The sequence below is a fragment of the Pseudomonas sp. LTJR-52 genome (assembly GCF_003691465.1).
GTDB classification, from domain to species: Bacteria; Pseudomonadota; Gammaproteobacteria; order Pseudomonadales; family Pseudomonadaceae; genus Chryseomonas; species Chryseomonas luteola.
Window position 1 is genome coordinate 4370091 of record NZ_CP033105.1, and the last position, 16436, is coordinate 4386526.

The window sequence follows — 16436 nt, forward strand, 5'->3', positions numbered from 1 at the left end:
CGCCTGCGGAGGTCTAGCGTGAGACCACGACAGCGGACTTCGTGGAGTCATCATGACAATAACCTCTCCTCCACCTCAATGGTCGCGGCGGCGCACCGAAAAGCAGCGGCGAGTCGCCCAGGCAAGTGCCTATGCCGAAGGCGCGGTCATCCGAACCGATCGCATCGTTGAAGCCCTTGAAGCGCTGATTGCTCCCGGTGATCGCGTGGTGCTGGAAGGCAACAATCAGAAACAGGCTGACTTTCTGTCTCGCTCATTGGTAAAGGCCGATCCCGGCAAGCTCCATGATCTGCACATGATCATGCCAAGCGTAGGGCGCGCCGAACACCTGGATCTGTTTGAGCGCGGTATCGCCCATAAACTGGACTTTTCCTTTGCCGGCACACAGAGTCTGCGTATCAGTCAGCTGCTCGAAGACGGACTTCTGGAAGTAGGCGCTATCCATACCTATATCGAACTCTACTCACGGCTGTTGGTGGACTTGGTTCCCAACGTTGTGTTGTCCGCTGGCTTCAAGGCAGATCGCCACGGGAATATTTATACCGGCGCCAGCACCGAGGACACGCCCGCTCTTATCGAAGCAGGTGCCTTTAGCGATGGCATCGTCATCGTTCAGGTCAACGAATTGGTGGACGACACAAGTGATCTGCCCCGCGTGGATATCCCTGCCTCGTGGGTTGACTTTGTAGTGGTGGCGGACAAGCCCTTTTACATCGAACCTCTGTTTACCCGAGACCCTCGTCATATCAAACCCGTCCATGTGCTCATGGCAATGATGGCAATCCGTGGAATCTACGAGAAGCACAACGTGCAATCGCTCAATCACGGGATTGGCTTCAATACGGCTGCGATCGAACTGATCCTGCCTACATACGGTGAACGCCTGGGTCTCAAGGGCAAGATCTGTCGTAACTGGACGCTCAATCCGCATCCCACGCTGATTCCGGCGATTGAAAGCGGCTGGGTAGAAAGCGTGCATTGCTTCGGTACCGAACTGGGCATGGAAAACTACATCGCAGCCCGGCCGGACGTGTTCTTTACCGGGCGCGATGGCTCCATGCGCTCCAATCGAATGATGTGCCAACTGGCAGGCCAATACGCCGTTGACCTGTTCATTGGCGCAACGCTGCAAGTGGATGGTGATGGACACTCCTCCACCGTAACACGTGGACGTTTGGCCGGTTTTGGGGGCGCACCCAACATGGGGCATGACCCACATGGCCGCCGCCACGGTACTCCTGCATGGCTCGATATGCGGGTGGAAGAAGGCCCGACTGCCATGCTTGAGCGTGGCCGTAAGTTGGTGGTGCAGATGGTCGAGACCTTCCAGGAGGGTGGCAAACCCACATTCGTCGATACGCTCGATGCTGTCGATGTTGCCAAAAAAAGTGGCATGCCGCTGGCACCGGTGATGATCTACGGTGACGACGTTACTCACCTGTTGACGGAGGAAGGTATTGCCTACCTCTACAAGGCCCGCTCTCAAGAGGAGCGTCGAGCATTGATTGCGGCGGTTGCAGGTGTGACTGATATCGGTTTACGCCACGATCCTAAACGAACCGAGCAGATGCGCCGTGACGGCCTGCTGGCTCTGCCGGAAGACTTGGGTATTCGCCGTACCGACGCTACACGTGAACTCCTGGCAGCCAAGAGTATTGCCGATCTTGTCGAGTGGTCAGGCGGCCTTTACAACCCTCCAGCCAAATTCAGGAGTTGGTAATGCGAGCCTTGACCGCGGTATCCCTTACCTCTTCCATCGCCGGGCAGCTGGCGGATCTGGCGGTGCACGTCCTTATCGACGAGGCAGACCTCTCGCCCAAGCCCGGTCTGGTTGATCGACGCAGCAATGGTGCCCATACAGACCTGAACCTGGGGTTGATGCACAGCTCGGCCTATGCACTGCGGCAAACCTTTCAAGACATGGCGGAAGCCGCCAGTGCTGCGAAGGACTTGGACCAGTCCTTGCGCGAGACGCTGGGTCAGCTGGGCCGCAAGGGCGAAAGTGTCATGTTGGAAACCACTGGCGGAGTCAATACGCACCGTGGCGCGATTTGGGCCCTGGGCCTGCTGACTGCTGCTGCGGCATTTAAGCCGGAACACTGTTCTCCTGCGGACGTGGCTCACCGCGCTGCTCTGCTGGCGCGGCTGCCTGATCGGTTTGCGCCTAAGGCACAGAACAGTCATGGTCTCAGAGCCTGCGCCCGATACGGTCTTCCCGGCGCCCGTGAACAGGCGCAAGCGGGCTTTCCCGCTGTGGTAAGGCACGGTTTGCCACAGCTGTTGAAAAGCCGGACGGAAGGCTCCGGAGAGCAGAATGCGCGGCTGGATGCCCTTATCGCCATCATGGCCGTTTTACCGGATACCTGCGTCCTGCATCGGGCGGGCCTTGAGGGCTTGGATGCGCTTCAACAAGGCGCGCAGGTAGTGCTCGCGCAAGGTGGCAGCGCAACCCTGGCGGGCAGACGCGCGTTGCGCCAACTGGACGACGCGTTACTACGCCTGAATGCGTCTCCTGGCGGTGCTGCCGATCTGCTGGCCGCCACGCTGTTTCTTGATCGCCTGGAATTCCGCCTGCAGAGGAGCGCTATCTCATGGAAACCTTAACGTTTGAATTTCCGGCCGGTCAGCCCTCTCAGGGTAAAGCCCTGGTGGGCTGTGTTGGCTCGGGAGACCTGGAGGTGCTGCTGGAGCCCGGCGAGGCAGGCACGCTCACGTTGAATGTCGTGACATCAGTAAATGGCAGTGCGGCGCGCTGGCAAAACCTGTTCGAGCGGATGTTTCGTGAGCAGACGCCGCCGGCGTTAAATATCGAAATCCACGACTTTGGTGCGACGCCCGGCGTTGTGCGCTTGCGTCTTGAGCAGGGATTGGAAGAACTACAGCTGGAAGGAGCGCGCCATGACTGATACCGCACGCCTACTCCAACCTCGTAGTTTCATTGAATTGGGTGCCCGGCAGCGGGCTCGCGCCCTGCTTGATCAGGGCAGCTTCCGCGAATTGATCGGCCCGTTTGAACGCATGATGTCGCCTTGGTTACCCAAGCAGGGCATCGTGACGCAAGCGGATGATGGCGTAGTCATTGCCAAGGGTACGATTGACGGCCAGCCTGCTGTGATTGCTGCCATTGAAGGCGCTTTCCAGGGTGGAAGCATGGGTGAGGTGGGCGGAGCCAAGATTGCCGGTGCTCTCGAGCTGGCGGCTGAAGACAGCCGTAACGGTATCCCAACCCGCGCCGTGCTTTTGCTGGAGACCGGTGGCGTACGTCTGCAGGAAGCCAACCTGGGACTGGCCGCTATTGCTGAAATCCAGGCGGCTATCGTCGATCTCCGAGAGTATCAACCGGTTGTGGCCGTTATCGCCGGCCCCGTTGGTTGTTTTGGTGGTATGTCCATCGCTGCCGGACTGTGCAGCTATCTGATCGTGACGCAAGAGGCACGGCTGGGCCTTAATGGTCCTCAAGTCATCGAGCAGGAAGCGGGAATCGAAGAATATGACTCTCGGGATCGCCCCTTCATCTGGAGCCTGACCGGGGGTGAGCAGCGCCACGGGACGGGTCTTGTCGACGCCTATGTGCCCGATGATACCGAGACGATTCATGCGCAGATTCGTACCTGTTTCAGGCAGGGTAAGCCTGCGCTCGAACGCAGCCGACGGTACGCCTGGTTTCTTGACCGCCTACACCGTCTTGAACCCGAACAACCCATCGAGGCGGTAACCGTCCGCGACCTATACGTTGCGGGCGATGAAGGAGGTGTGAAATGACACTCTCTACACGTGGACTGATCTGGTTCAACGCACTTTCACCTAATGCGAAACCCTTTGAGGGTCTGCCCGCCTCGCTAAAGGTCTGCGATACAAGACTGGGCAGCTTACCGGCTCGCGTGATTGCAGTGGTCCCCGATGAGCAAAACCCCTTTCCCCGCGCTCGCCGCGGTGAGGTGGGACTGCTCGAAGGCTGGGGCTTGGGCCAGATCATTAATGAAGCCATAGAGGCCGACCGCGATCACGATACCAAACGCGCATTGGTTGCCATTATTGACGTGCCAAGCCAGGCATATGGCCGACGTGAGGAAGCACTGGGTATCCACCAGGCCCTAGCAGGTGCAGTGGATGCGTATGCACGCGCTCGGCTCGCAGGCCATCCGGTGGTGGGTCTGATTGTGGGCAAGGCGATGTCCGGTGCGTTTCTTGCTCATGGCTATCAGGCCAACCGTCTTATTGCGCTGCGCGATCCTGGTGTTGAGGTGCATGCAATGGGCAAGGCATCAGCAGCACGCATCACCCTGCGCAGCGTCGACGAGCTGGAAGCGTTGGCGGCAAACATTCCACCCATGGCATACGACCTCCATAACTATGCCTCACTGGGTCTCCTATGGGAGACGCTGTCGGTCGAGCGCATCGAACGTCCTACCGAAGGCGATATCAATCGGGTAAGCGAATGCCTGCAACAGGCCGTGGCCGATATTGCGGCAGGATCACATGATTTGCGTGGCCGCCTGGACGCCCCCAATCGCAGCGCATCACGACAGGTGCGGGAAAAGTTGCTGGAACAATGGTGACTCTAATTGATTACGGAGGCTTTATGAAGCCAGGCCCTCGCCCACATGATCTGCTATGGGGATTCACCCCGGAACAGCTGCCTGCCACAGCACCGCAGTGGGCCTTCACAGCAGTCGCGGCTGGGGAGCCAGTCGTTGTCCGTCGAGCCGAGGGCAAACCCGGCGTTGTGGCCGTAGGTATACGCGGCCATGGACGCGAAGAGCGTTTCGGCACCTGGATGACCTCGGACCGTATCGTTCGTAGCCTTTCACCCGAACAGCTGGTTTCGGCCATTAAAAGCCACCCGGTCGATTTGCCTGCTCTAAAAGCATTGATATGGGCCAAACCCTGCCTGGATGCTACCGGTCTCGTCTGGGGGGTGACCGGCAGTGCGGGTTTCCAGCTGGCGACGGGTATTCGCACGTTACACGCCGATAGCGATATTGATCTGCTCATTCGTGTACCCGCACCCCTTTCCCAGTCACAGGCGTTGGCACTGCTGAATAAGCTGGACAAGGCACCGTGCCGCTTGGACATTCAAATGGAAACCCCACAGGGGGGCGTTGCCCTACGAGAGTGGGCACAATCAAGCCACCGCGTGCTACTCAAGCGAGCCAGCGGAGCCTGTCTGGTCACTGATCCCTGGCACCTGGCGGAGATCGCTGCGTGAGCAGTCTTTTCCTGTTCCCCGGCCAGGGCGCACAGCAGCCAGGCATGCTGCACTCGCTGCCTGATGCCACGGTTGTGCACAATACCTTGCAGGAGGCTGAAGCCATTCTCAACGTGTCGCTCGACATGCTGGATACCGCTGAAGCCCTACAATCGACACATGCCGTTCAGCTCTGCCTGTTGATTGCAGGCGTTGCCAGTGCACGCTTGTTGTTAGAACAGGCCCCCGCCCCTGACTACGTCGCCGGTCTTTCCATTGGTGCCTATCCAGCCGCCGTAATCGCAAACGCGCTCGACTATACCGATGCGTTAAGGTTGGTGGATCTGCGTGGCAAGCTGATGCAGGAGGCGTTTCCCAACGGGTATGGCATGCTGGCGATGCTGGGGCTGCAGCGTCACGAGGCTGAATGCTTGATAGAGGCTACCTCGACTGCAGATGCGCCTGTCTTTCTGGCTAACAGCAATGCCGAACGACAGTTCATCGCGTCCGGCTCGGACGTTGCGCTGGCAGCCCTAACCGAAAAGGTTCGCTCAGGCGGTACCGGCGTTACACGCCGCCTGGCCGTCAGCGTACCCTCCCATTGCGCTTTATTGACCGAGCCGGCCAATCGGCTCGCCGCCACGTTCCAGTCGATAACCTTGCACCGCCCTCAGATACGCTACCTGAGCAGTAGCTCCGCCCGGCTCATCATGGACCCGGCGCGTCTTGCTGATGATCTGGCCTTCAATATGTGCCGCACCGTGGAGTGGCACGCGACCTTACGCAATGCTCAGGAACGCGGCGTGCAACTTACCATTGAGTTGGTGCCCGGTACGGTGCTGACCACGCTTGCCAAACGCGTCATCAACCCCGGAACTGCGGTGGCGTTTCAAGGTACACGGACCGACACCATTACTGCGCTGCTGCGCGAGGAGGCCAATCGCGACCGATAGAGAGATCGCCTAGCGTTTCGAAGCACAAGAACAAGAACTTCGACCCAGAGGACAATAACAATGATTATCTACGGTGTGGCTCTACTCTCCATCTGCACGCTGACCGGCATCTTTATCGGTGAAGTGCTCGGCAAACTAATCGGTGTCCCTGCAAACGTGGGCGGTGTTGGCATCGCCATGCTGATGCTCATCTTTCTAAGTAGCTGGATCGGCAAGCACGGCAAGTTTCATCCCAAGACCGAACAAGGCGTAGAGTTCTGGAGCGCGATCTACATTCCCATCGTCGTGGCCATGGCGGCCCAGCAAAATGTGGCTGGTGCACTCAAGGGCGGCCCGGCGGCTATTCTTGCCGGCTTTCTAGCCATTGCCATCGCGTTTGCCCTGGTGCCAGTACTGAACAAGGTAGGCCGAAAAAAAACGGTGGCACCTGCCCTTGATCAGTTGGCCAGCGTACAACGGTGACTGACATGATTATTGAATCACTGACCAAGGTCACCCAGGCTTACGGCATGATCAGCGCCTTTGCCCTGATAGGCGTTACGATGTGGGTTTCTTATTGGCTCAGCGCCAAGCTGACCAAAGGCCGTCTGCACGGCTCCGCCATTGCGATCTTTTTTGGACTGCTCTTGGCATATATCGGCGGGGTCACGACGGGCGGCCAGAAGGGACTGGTAGATATTCCGCTGCTTTCCGGCCTGGGCATACTGGGCGGCGCCATGCTTAGGGATTTTGCCATTGCCGCCACTGCCTTCGGCGTTAACGTGGACGAGCTCAAGGAGGCGGGGCTTGCCGGCGTGCTTTCACTATTTGTTGGGGTGGGGACGTCGTTCATTGCAGGGGTTGCCGTAGCGCTTGCCTTTGGCTATACCGACGCGGTAAGCCTGACCACAATTGGCGCCGGTGCCGTCACCTATATCGTTGGCCCTGTCACCGGAGCCGCGATTGGTGCCAGTTCTGAGGTCATGGCGCTTTCCATTGCGGCAGGCCTGGTCAAGGCCATCGTGGCCATGGTCGCGACCCCGTTTGTGGCGCGCTATATTGGGTTGGACAACCCACGCACGGCTGTCATCTTTGGTGGGCTTGTCGGAACGTCTAGCGGCGTGGCTGGGGGACTGGCTGCAACCGACCCGAAACTTGTGCCCTATGGCTGTCTGACGGCCGCATTTTATACGGCGATCGGTTGCCTGCTCGGACCTTCGCTACTCTTTCTCGTCACACGTGCAATCTTCGGCTGAGCGTGATGCGGAGCCTTATGGCTCCGCATTCATCTTGCGTGCATACATCCGGCATTCGGCAAGAAACGCCAGCAGGTTTGGGTCACGCTCCTTGCTACGCAAGAACACTACGCCAATTCGTTGCTGCAAGCGGTACTGAGGAGCTAGCGGCACCAGACGAATGCGGTTTTCATACACCGCCTCGACCCGCCCCGGCAGTAACGCGTAGCCAACGCCTGAACTGACCATGCTCATGAGCGAGAAGATATCGTTAACCTGCATGATGACCTCCGGCTCGAACCCGGCTTGATGAAACACCTGCCGTCCATCCCTGAAGGTGGCAAAGCCTTCGGTCAACGTCACGAAAGGCACTCCATGCAGATCACGCAGATCGACCACATCCTGATGAGTGAATGGTGAGTCTGCAGGCGCGGCCAGATAGATGTCATCGCGAAAGAGTTCAACGCTCTCGCAATCGGGATCAGCCATTCCGTCATCCAGGGCGATGAGCATCGCATCCAGCTTCATGTTCCTGAGCTGGTAGGTCAGATCGGCATTGGAGCCCAGAATCAGGTCGATATTGAGTTCGCTACGTCGAAGCTTGAGCCCCATGATCAGCTGGGGCACGGTCTTGACTGTAAGCGAATACAACGCACCCAGGCGGAAACGGTCGGATGAGAAACCGGCAGCCAGCCGCGTCAGCCGTATGGTCTCGGTCAGATCCTGCATGAGCTGTTGTGCCCGTGCTTCCAGAACGAAGGCCCCATCCAGTGGCGTGAGGTTGCGCCCTTCATGCTTGAACAGCGGGCAGCGCAGCGCACTCTCCAGCGAGTGGATAGCCCGGTGGACACTGACATTGCTCGTTCCGAGCTCGGCTGCGGCCCGCCCCAGGTTGCCGCTGCGCATGAATGCCAGAAAGATCTCCAGCTTCTTCAGAGTCAGTTCTTCATCGATCGCCATGAAACGCCTTATCGTTCATTGACAGGGATGGCCCCATTGTTTCACGTCGCAACCGAGCTACGCTGGCACTTGTTTCCTTCCAGGCTATTGCCCTGAATCCACCTCGACTTTTACGCATTGGGGTGCCATTGGATATAACTCGCAATCAGGCATTACGGCATTTTCCTTATGCGGAGTGCCAGATGGGGCCCAGTCGTAGTTTACCGCCTCTGCCCGGTACACGCGGTTGGTCACATAGCGATCCGTTGGAGCCGACTTGCCAGTGTACGGGCTGATATATTCCCAGACGATCACCCCCGCGGGGGTGATCTGGAAGAGACGGCCATTCTGACCTTCATTGATAAGGGTATTACCGTTAGGCAGACGGCGGGCATTGCTGATGAATGCACTGAAAAAGGTCCAGGGTGCGCGGCCAGACTGTACGGCTGTGTATTGCCATACGATTTTGCGGGTCACGGGGTCAATCTCGAGAATACGGGACGCTGAAAAGATACCCTTGCGCGCAGGCGGAAAACCGGCACTGCCCTGGTTATCGAACAGCAGGAGGTTACCAGCGCCCGGCAAACCTTCAGGAATGAGGTGGGTATCGTGCTGGCCTATGATCTGATCCACAGGTCGTGGCACCGGACCGGCCAGCTTTACTTCAGGATAATCAGGCCCAAGCCGCCATACGACCTTGCCGGTCTTGCGCTCTACGATAAAGACCACATTGGCGTTGCGAGCGCTAACCATGATGTTGTCAGGCGCAAAGCGAGAATCGCCCTGCTGGTGCCAATGGTTGGCGCCAAGGGGTGCTGCCGTATTGAGATGCAGAAAATCCGGATCATCCGACTCACGAATCAGCGAGAGCTGCTCGGGTGTAAATCCCAGCTCATCCAGGTGATCCGATACCCGCCATTGCCAGACCTGATTTCCATTACGATCGATTTGTCGAATCAGATTATCAATCACTTGCGGTGCCGAAAAACCGGCCAACGGGGTCAGTTCACTGGTCAGCATCAAGGTATCGCCATTCGCCAGACGGCGTATGTCATGATGTTGATAGGCTGGCGCTTCACGGCTTCCCCACTGCCAGCGCACCTGTCCATCCCAGCTCACTTCTCCTACTACCTGGTTGTAGAGTCCGTTCCCTGATGATGCCAGGGAAACCGGTTTGTCCAGGTTTCCCAACTGCACAAGTACGTGCCCTTTTTCTCCACCAGCCTGCTCCGGCATCAGCGCAACCGACGGAAAGCCAGGATAACGCCACTGTTTTACCTCATTGCCATTCATGTCGATCAGGTGAGTACGCTGGTCGCTACCATCAAACAGCACAAAGCTGCCATACGCCTTTTCGGGATCATAAAACGTCGTGCGGGTTGGTACCGAACTGGACATGGCTGATGCAGAGCCGCAAGCCAGCAGGCTTGTCAGAAGCAGAAACGATATCTTCGAGCGTATAGTCATTAAACCCTCATCCTTTTCACGTTCGCCACTAAATGGCTCGCCTGTGGATGCATTAGAGAGCAACGCAAGGGTAAGTGCACTGCACGCGCAAGGATGATCGGGAGATAGGCACCTGTGTTGAAGAGGTGAGACCGACTACTGACTCAGCACACGACCAATCACATGGGATAGCCACGCCCGGGCTATGGTATCGTTCACCTTTGAAAGACAGCGCTGTGGAGCTGCAATGAAATTCGTACACCAGCGCGAGCACCTTAACGAAGGTGATATGGTCGTTATCGACTGCTCGCAGACCTGCAATATTCGTCTCATGAACGACGCCAACTTTCGCAGTTTCAAAAACGGCGGTCGGCATACCTATCACGGCGGCGCGTTTGACCGGTTCCCCGCCAAGATCAAGGTTCCAAGCACAGGCTTCTGGAACATTACGCTTGATGTCGTGACGCGGCGCCCAATCAGCGTAACCCGCAAGCCGACGTTTACCCACTCCATTAAGATCGTCCGGAAATCCCCTTCCGATTTTCGTTAGGCAATGACCCTCCGCCTGCTCTGTAGCACAAGCAGGCGATTCGTGGGCTTTCGGGCCCGCCAGCAGGTGACTGACACTGGCTGACGTGCCCCGGGCTCAACGATCAAACAGACTTTGAAACCAGTCCCAGATACCAAAGGAAAAGTCCGGGAAAAAGTCGATATTCAGAGCTGACTTGAGAATGTAAAGGCAGAAAGTCAGCAGAATGGAGGCGACGGTGAACCAGATCAGCATCAACGAGCCTTTGACAAAGGCCTTGGCAAATAACGAAAGCTCCGATGTTCTTTTTTGCTCGTCTGCATGACCTTTGCCAGCCACCATTACAAAGTAGTAACGACTACGAAAGAATTTGAACGTAGTCCGGACATCGACCGGGTGTTTGCTCCAGGGGCGAGTACCGAAGGCCAGCTTCAATGAGGCCAGTTGCTCGGCGGTAAAGGTATCCCGCGTCTCGGCGGGTAGCCGCTCTTTAAGTCCCCGAATAAAGGCGTCTTGATGAATGGTCTTCTGGGTATTGACTGCGTCTTCTTTGCTGACGTAATCACTTAATCCCTGAACAAATGACTCAGGTTGTACGATTGTTTCCTGCATCGCCTTAATCCTTTTAAGTTGCGTATGCCTATCCCACGCTGCATTCCAGCGACTTCTTTAACTGCCAGATTTCTTCCTTACCATGCAGGTACTACTGCTGGGCTTTACGTTGAGCCTCCTCTTGTTCAGATATGCCCCTTCTCCATGGGGATGATGAAGCGCCTTGTAACGGCACGCCTGCGTCAGCAGATGCAATACCTCGTTACGAAGATCTACTTCACGGAATAGCATCAATGTGCCATGTAGACAAATCAATGCTATTTAGTTCATACCAGAAACTTTATTTAGCCCATGTGCAGGCAGTCACAGGCGCCATGTGCGGAACGTTTTGGAAGAAATGAGACGAGGTGCTTTTTTTTCAAGGCGGTTCGCAGTCTAACCTTTCTCATGAGGTCATTAGGGCTAGCCCTTCCAAGGCTTCAGGAATTCCAGCAATAGCTCATTAACGCGCTCGGGTCTCTCCTCATGGGGTAAATGACCACACTGGTCGATGGCAACGGTCTTTAGGTCTGTGGCCAGCTCTGCCCATACGGACGGCATATCGAACAACTTGCCTACTGCTTCGAAATTAGCGCCCCAGAGTGACAATGTCGGACAGCTGATTTTCACGTCCGCATCTTCATTATCCTGCGCCAGATCTTCAGCATTGGCACGGTAATCGGCCATGGCACCTCGGACCGCACCTGGCATTTGATAAGCCCGGACATAATGGTCAAAGGCTTCGCCCGTAATCGTCGTGGGGTCGTAGCACCAATCGGAAAAGAAATATCGAAGCCATATGTCCTCCTTGCCTGAAATGAGACGTTCTGGAAGATCAGGCACCAGATGAAACATGAAGAACCAATAGTGCTTTGCAATGATTGCATTCATCTGGGTGGAAACGGTTCGTGTTGGAACATTGTCCATGACGACCAGACGTTCGAGCCGCTGCGGATGATCCTTGGCAAAGCGCGTAGCAACACGTGCACCGCGGTCATGGCCTACCAGAGCTATACGCTCTATCCCAAGACTATCCAACAGGGCACACAGGTCATTGGCCATGGTGCGCTTGTCATAGCCTGTCGACGGCTTTTCAGTCTCACCATAACCTCTTAGATCAGGAGCAATCACGCGATAGTGCTGCGCCAGCACCGGGATCTGTTGGCGCCAAGCATAGGAAGTTTCAGGAAAGCCATGCAACAGCACGACGGGCGCCCCGCTACCGGCATCCACATAATGCTGGAGAATGCCATTTGCACGCCTCTTGTGATGAGTGACTGCAACCTCTTGCATAGTGAACGCTCCAGCAGTGTTCAAAGGTATGACGTTAAGAACTGCTTTGCCCTGACATCGTTCCGATAGCATCGTCCACTGGATCAAAGGACGGCAGCCAACCTCGGTAACCATGTTGCAAGGGTTGAAATGAGCAAACTAGACCATCGCCTGCGGCGTTACTTGTAAAGTGCCCGTCCTCACCCTAGAGCCTTCCCTCTTCGTTTTTTCCTTCAGCGGCACAAAACTCCATGCATCCAGGTGACTTATCAGTCAAAATCAGGATACCCCTTCACCCTAAAAGGTGCATGAACGCTGGGCTGTAGCCGCATCGTCTGACCACTACTACTTTTGTAGTATAAATATAATTTCACTACAAAAAGCATTGACGACCCTTTTAAGGTCATGCAATCTGACTCTACTTTCGCTAGAAAGAGGCCAAAAAGGCCTTCTGGCTGCGCTCCGGGTAACCCTCGGGCCATCCTTTGTAGTAACTGCCCATAAAGCACTACATAGAGTTGTAACTGTACGGAAACGGTTAGATGACCCCAGCGGTTCGGTCAGTATCAGGTGAACGACCTGATCCAAGGTATTCGTCTTTAGCGGTATCCCTGCAGGGTGTATCACTAGAGATGTCTTGTCTGCTGTTTCGCTTCCTTCAGTCGCGCTCGACGTTGAGCCCAGTGCTGCGCTTATACGCGGCACGCAGGTCACGGTAGGAAAAACTGTTCGAAAGTCATTTTCAGCCGAGAAGGATTGACCCCATGTCCGTTTATCAAGATGAAATCAATGCCATCGCAGCCTTGAGAGAAACAGCAGGCAAAAGTTGGAACGCTATCAACCCCGAGTATGTCGCCCGGATGCGGATACAAAACCGCTTCAGGACCGGACTGGATATTGCGCGCTATACCGCGGCTATCATGCGCAAGGATATGGCTGAGTACGATGCCGACTCCTCGGCCTATACCCAGTCCCTGGGCTGCTGGCACGGCTTTATCGGCCAGCAGAAGCTTATCTCCATCAAGAAGCATCTGAAGACCACCAACAAGCGCTACCTGTACCTGTCAGGCTGGATGATTGCGGCGTTGCGCTCGGAGTTCGGACCACTACCGGACCAGTCCATGCACGAGAAGACGGCTGTTCCGGCTTTGATCGAGGAGCTGTATACCTTTTTGCGTCAGGCAGATGCACGCGAGCTGGGTGGCCTGTTCCGTGAGCTGGATGCTGCCCGTGTAGCCGATGAAAACGCCAAGGCTGCAGCAATCCGGCAACAGATCGACAGTTATGAAACCCATATCGTGCCGATCATTGCCGATATCGATGCGGGCTTTGGTAATGCGGAAGCCACTTATTTGCTGGCCAAAAAGATGATCGAGGCCGGCGCCTGCTGTATCCAGCTGGAAAACCAGGTCTCGGATGAAAAACAGTGCGGTCACCAGGATGGAAAGGTCACGGTACCCCACGAAGATTTTCTGGCCAAGATCAATGCGGTTCGCTACGCATTCCTCGAGCTGGGAATAGATGACGGCGTTATCGTTGCTCGCACAGACTCCCTGGGCGCCGGGCTAACCAAGCAGATTGCCGTCAGCAAGCAACCGGGCGACCTGGGCGATCAATACAACAGTTTTCTCGATTGTGAAGAGATCAGCCCTGCCGAACTGAAGAACGGAGACGTCATTCTCAACCGTGATGGCAAGCTGCTGCGTCCCAAGCGTCTGGCAAGCGGCCTGTTCCAGTTCCGTCAGGGCAGCGGGCAGGATCGCGTTGTACTGGACTGCATCACATCGTTGCAAAACGGGGCAGACCTGCTATGGATTGAAACGGAAAAGCCCCACGTTGGCCAGATCAAAAGCATGGTTGATCGCATCCGAGAGGTCGTTCCAAACGCCAAGCTGGTCTACAACAACAGCCCCTCCTTCAACTGGACGCTGAACTTCAGACAGCAGGTCTTCGACAGTCTGCAAGCCGAAGGCAAGGACGTATCGGCTTATGACCGTACCAAGTTGATGAGCGCAGAGTATGACGAGACCGAACTGGCCCGTATCGCCGATGAGAAAATTCGGACCTTCCAGCGGGACGGCTCCCGGGAAGCAGGGATATTCCATCACCTCATTACCTTGCCAACCTACCACACGGCGGCGCTGTCGACGGATAACCTGGCGAAGGGTTACTTCGCTGATGAAGGCATGCTGGCCTATGTAAAAGGCGTTCAGCGCCAGGAGATTCGCCAGGGAATCGCCTGTGTGAAGCACCAGAACATGGCCGGCTCCGATATCGGGGATGATCACAAGGAATATTTCGCAGGCGAGGCAGCCCTCAAGGCGAGCGGCAAGGACAACACCATGAACCAGTTCCATTGATGAGTAACGTTATTCCGGCCCACCCGGGCCGGTTTTACCGTAAGTGACTTGTTTACCGTTTCCTTCCGAGTACCACCGGAAGCTGTCTCACGAGGAGCCCAATCATGGATCTCAACAACCCAACCCTTGATGACTTGAAACAACTTTATGCCTCCTGCAAGGACAAAAATGATCACCACATCCTGTGGATTTGCTCATCCGGCAAGGTGCATATCGATCGGCTTCCGGCAAACGTCGACCCGGAAGCCTTCGAGAAGGAAAAGCCGAACATGAAGGTTCGCTTCAAGACCTATCATCGTGGCAAAGGCTATGTTGGCAAGACCGCTGCGGCTGACGAGACATTCATGTCACGTATGTACCGCACGCTTCTCGAACAATGGTCGAAGGCTCAAAGCAGCCCGCGTGTTCAATACATAGAAAAATACTTCTAAGACTATTCGGGCAGCCCTTGCGGCTGCCCTTCTTACATATAAAAGCCAGGGCATGCCCTGGCTTTTATGCTGTGATCCGATCGCAAAAAAGCGACCTCCCACAAGGCCGCGTAGCGACTAACAACTCATCAAGGGGGCGGTGCTAATGCCTCAATGCCTTGCTTGGGCTTGAGGATAAATGGCTTTTCAATCACAAGAAACGTGATCGTCGAAATACCGCATACCAGCAACAAGATAAAAGGTAAAAAGGCAAGGTAGCTGGTAACGCTTCCGCCGGTTACGGCAAAGCCGTTACACAGTGTAAAGACGACATACAGAACGATGCCATGCAGCAGATAGATGCTGTAGCTGATCTCGCCCAAGGTCTTGAGGCCGCGCCGACTGAGCAGGCCAAACAGATCATTTCCTAACGCCATGATCAGAAAGGCTATGCCCAACATGCTTACCTGCAACAGCGAAAAATAGTCATCCAATCCCATGCTGATACCAATCATTGCCACGGCAAGCAGCGTCGCAGGTTTGCTCCTGAGCTTGGGAATCCAATGGGGACGATGGCTTTTGATCAGTACAGGAAGAAAACCGGCTAGAAAAAGAATCCCTAATAACGCATCAATAAAATGCAGATAATGTGCAGGTATTATGGCAAGAGCGACAAGCAGCGAACCAGCTAGATACCAACCGTAGCCTTGGCGATTCAACAGGGCAGCTAAGACCGGTAAAAGTAGATAGAAAAACCATTCGTACTTTAGCGTCCATTGAACACCTGCCGTTATCAGCCAGCTGTCTTCAAACCCGTTAAAAGAGGATCCTTTGAATATTCCCCACCGCGCTATTTCCTTGGCCAGCTGAGGCAGGCTGACTAATTGAAGCTGAGTCTGATAAAAGCTGACAGCCGCTACCACTAGAACAGCAAAGATATATAAAGGCATAATTCTTTTAACTCTAGAACTAAAAAGCCTTTTCCAGTCAATACTACTTTTGTTATATATCTTTCCGAAAAAAAGAAACCCCGTAATCATAAAGAACATGGATACTGGAACAGCACCCATGTTATTCATGATGGTATTAGCAGATTTTCCCCACTCTCCTGTCATTTTCCAATTATAAGTAACAAAAAAGTGAGAGCATACGACTGATGTTGCCAGCAGGCCTCTAAGCGCATCCAGCGGAGAGGAACGTGAAAGCGCTTGATTTGAAAGGATGGTCGTCCTGCCAAAGACGTGGTCAAGTACAAGGAGCGAAATTATATACAGAAATATAATCCCAAAGGTCATCGTCATTTGGTTGAGTTCTCTTCCAATAATTCCATTTATGATCAGTCAGACAAACACGTTGATGGACACTACGGTTTATCCGACTTCAGCCATAGCCAGACACACGCCAAGAAAGCGCTGTGATAGAGAGCCTCATCGTAAAGAAACCCACCCTGATTAAACAATGATAGCCATTTGACCAATGCGCTTTGCAGACCCTAGTCGTGAAGTGATCTATTGGTTATTACATACTAGACTTT

The 16436-nt window shown here is 55.2% G+C and carries 17 protein-coding genes; 12 read left to right on the forward strand and 5 right to left on the reverse strand.

Features of this window, described 5'->3' with window-relative positions; all coding sequences use genetic code 11:
- Positions 1 to 49 precede the first annotated feature (49 nt).
- Genes mdcA through madM form a run of 9 tightly spaced genes read left to right on the forward strand, consistent with a single transcriptional unit; the run spans position 50 to position 7376 of the window.
- The gene (mdcA, locus tag EAW52_RS20410) at positions 50 to 1720 is read left to right on the forward strand and encodes a malonate decarboxylase subunit alpha (RefSeq protein WP_122043839.1); all 1671 of its coding nucleotides are present in this window, start codon (positions 50 to 52) and stop codon (positions 1718 to 1720) included.
- Complete coding sequence (locus tag EAW52_RS20415) at positions 1720 to 2604, forward strand: triphosphoribosyl-dephospho-CoA synthase (RefSeq protein ID WP_122043841.1); 885 nt, start codon at positions 1720 to 1722, stop codon at positions 2602 to 2604. The genes mdcA and EAW52_RS20415 overlap by 1 nt, the downstream gene beginning before the upstream one ends.
- Entirely contained in the window at positions 2592 to 2906 is a 315-nt protein-coding gene (locus tag EAW52_RS20420; protein WP_010798977.1) for a malonate decarboxylase subunit delta, read from the forward strand. Before EAW52_RS20415 ends, EAW52_RS20420 begins: the two co-directional genes overlap by 13 nt.
- Positions 2899 to 3762, forward strand: a complete 864-nt coding sequence (locus EAW52_RS20425; RefSeq protein WP_122043843.1) for a biotin-independent malonate decarboxylase subunit beta — start codon at positions 2899 to 2901, stop codon at positions 3760 to 3762. Before EAW52_RS20420 ends, EAW52_RS20425 begins: the two co-directional genes overlap by 8 nt.
- Positions 3759 to 4559: a biotin-independent malonate decarboxylase subunit gamma gene (gene mdcE / locus EAW52_RS20430; protein WP_122043844.1), complete on the forward strand. Its 801-nt coding sequence runs from the start codon at positions 3759 to 3761 to the stop codon at positions 4557 to 4559. The genes EAW52_RS20425 and mdcE overlap by 4 nt, the downstream gene beginning before the upstream one ends.
- 23 nt (positions 4560 to 4582) lie before the next feature.
- A complete protein-coding gene (locus tag EAW52_RS20435; protein WP_122043846.1) occupies positions 4583 to 5209 on the forward strand; it encodes a malonate decarboxylase holo-ACP synthase in 627 nt (208 codons plus the stop codon).
- Positions 5206 to 6141 carry a malonate decarboxylase subunit epsilon gene (gene mdcH / locus EAW52_RS20440; RefSeq protein ID WP_122043847.1) on the forward strand — a complete coding sequence of 312 codons (936 nt, stop codon included), beginning with the start codon at positions 5206 to 5208 and terminating at the stop codon, positions 6139 to 6141. The genes EAW52_RS20435 and mdcH overlap by 4 nt, the downstream gene beginning before the upstream one ends.
- A gap of 60 nt (positions 6142 to 6201) precedes the next feature.
- Positions 6202 to 6603, forward strand: a complete 402-nt coding sequence (gene madL / locus EAW52_RS20445; protein ID WP_010798972.1) for a malonate transporter subunit MadL — start codon at positions 6202 to 6204, stop codon at positions 6601 to 6603.
- An 8-nt stretch (positions 6604 to 6611) separates the two neighbouring features.
- Positions 6612 to 7376: a malonate transporter subunit MadM gene (madM, locus tag EAW52_RS20450; RefSeq protein ID WP_026003682.1), complete on the forward strand. Its 765-nt coding sequence runs from the start codon at positions 6612 to 6614 to the stop codon at positions 7374 to 7376.
- 15 nt (positions 7377 to 7391) lie between these two features.
- Here the strand turns inward: madM and EAW52_RS20455 are convergent, their stop codons facing one another.
- Positions 7392 to 8315 (reverse strand): LysR substrate-binding domain-containing protein, encoded by a 924-nt coding sequence (locus EAW52_RS20455; protein ID WP_122043849.1) that lies wholly within the window; start codon positions 8313 to 8315, stop codon positions 7392 to 7394.
- Between the two features lie 84 nt (positions 8316 to 8399).
- Positions 8400 to 9761: an aryl-sulfate sulfotransferase gene (locus tag EAW52_RS20460; protein WP_122043850.1), complete on the reverse strand. Its 1362-nt coding sequence runs from the start codon at positions 9759 to 9761 to the stop codon at positions 8400 to 8402.
- A gap of 184 nt (positions 9762 to 9945) precedes the next feature.
- Between EAW52_RS20460 and EAW52_RS20465 the strand changes: the two genes are divergently transcribed.
- Positions 9946 to 10290 carry a DUF1883 domain-containing protein gene (locus EAW52_RS20465; protein ID WP_173869118.1) on the forward strand — a complete coding sequence of 115 codons (345 nt, stop codon included), beginning with the start codon at positions 9946 to 9948 and terminating at the stop codon, positions 10288 to 10290.
- Between the two features lie 96 nt (positions 10291 to 10386).
- Here EAW52_RS20465 and EAW52_RS20470 read toward each other — a convergent pair whose 3' ends face one another.
- Positions 10387 to 10881: a hypothetical protein gene (locus EAW52_RS20470; RefSeq protein WP_010798967.1), complete on the reverse strand. Its 495-nt coding sequence runs from the start codon at positions 10879 to 10881 to the stop codon at positions 10387 to 10389.
- A gap of 402 nt (positions 10882 to 11283) precedes the next feature.
- Complete coding sequence (locus EAW52_RS20475; RefSeq protein WP_122043851.1) at positions 11284 to 12153, reverse strand: alpha/beta fold hydrolase; 870 nt, start codon at positions 12151 to 12153, stop codon at positions 11284 to 11286.
- 743 nt (positions 12154 to 12896) lie between these two features.
- On the opposite strand from EAW52_RS20475, the gene EAW52_RS20480 reads away from it, so the two are divergent.
- A complete protein-coding gene (locus EAW52_RS20480; RefSeq protein WP_122043852.1) occupies positions 12897 to 14492 on the forward strand; it encodes an isocitrate lyase in 1596 nt (531 codons plus the stop codon).
- Between the two features lie 104 nt (positions 14493 to 14596).
- Positions 14597 to 14923 (forward strand): hypothetical protein, encoded by a 327-nt coding sequence (locus EAW52_RS20485; protein ID WP_010798964.1) that lies wholly within the window; start codon positions 14597 to 14599, stop codon positions 14921 to 14923.
- Positions 14924 to 15051: 128 nt separating this feature from the next.
- Here EAW52_RS20485 and EAW52_RS20490 read toward each other — a convergent pair whose 3' ends face one another.
- The gene (locus EAW52_RS20490; protein WP_122043853.1) at positions 15052 to 16203 is read right to left on the reverse strand and encodes an acyltransferase; all 1152 of its coding nucleotides are present in this window, start codon (positions 16201 to 16203) and stop codon (positions 15052 to 15054) included.
- Positions 16204 to 16436 lie beyond the last annotated feature (233 nt).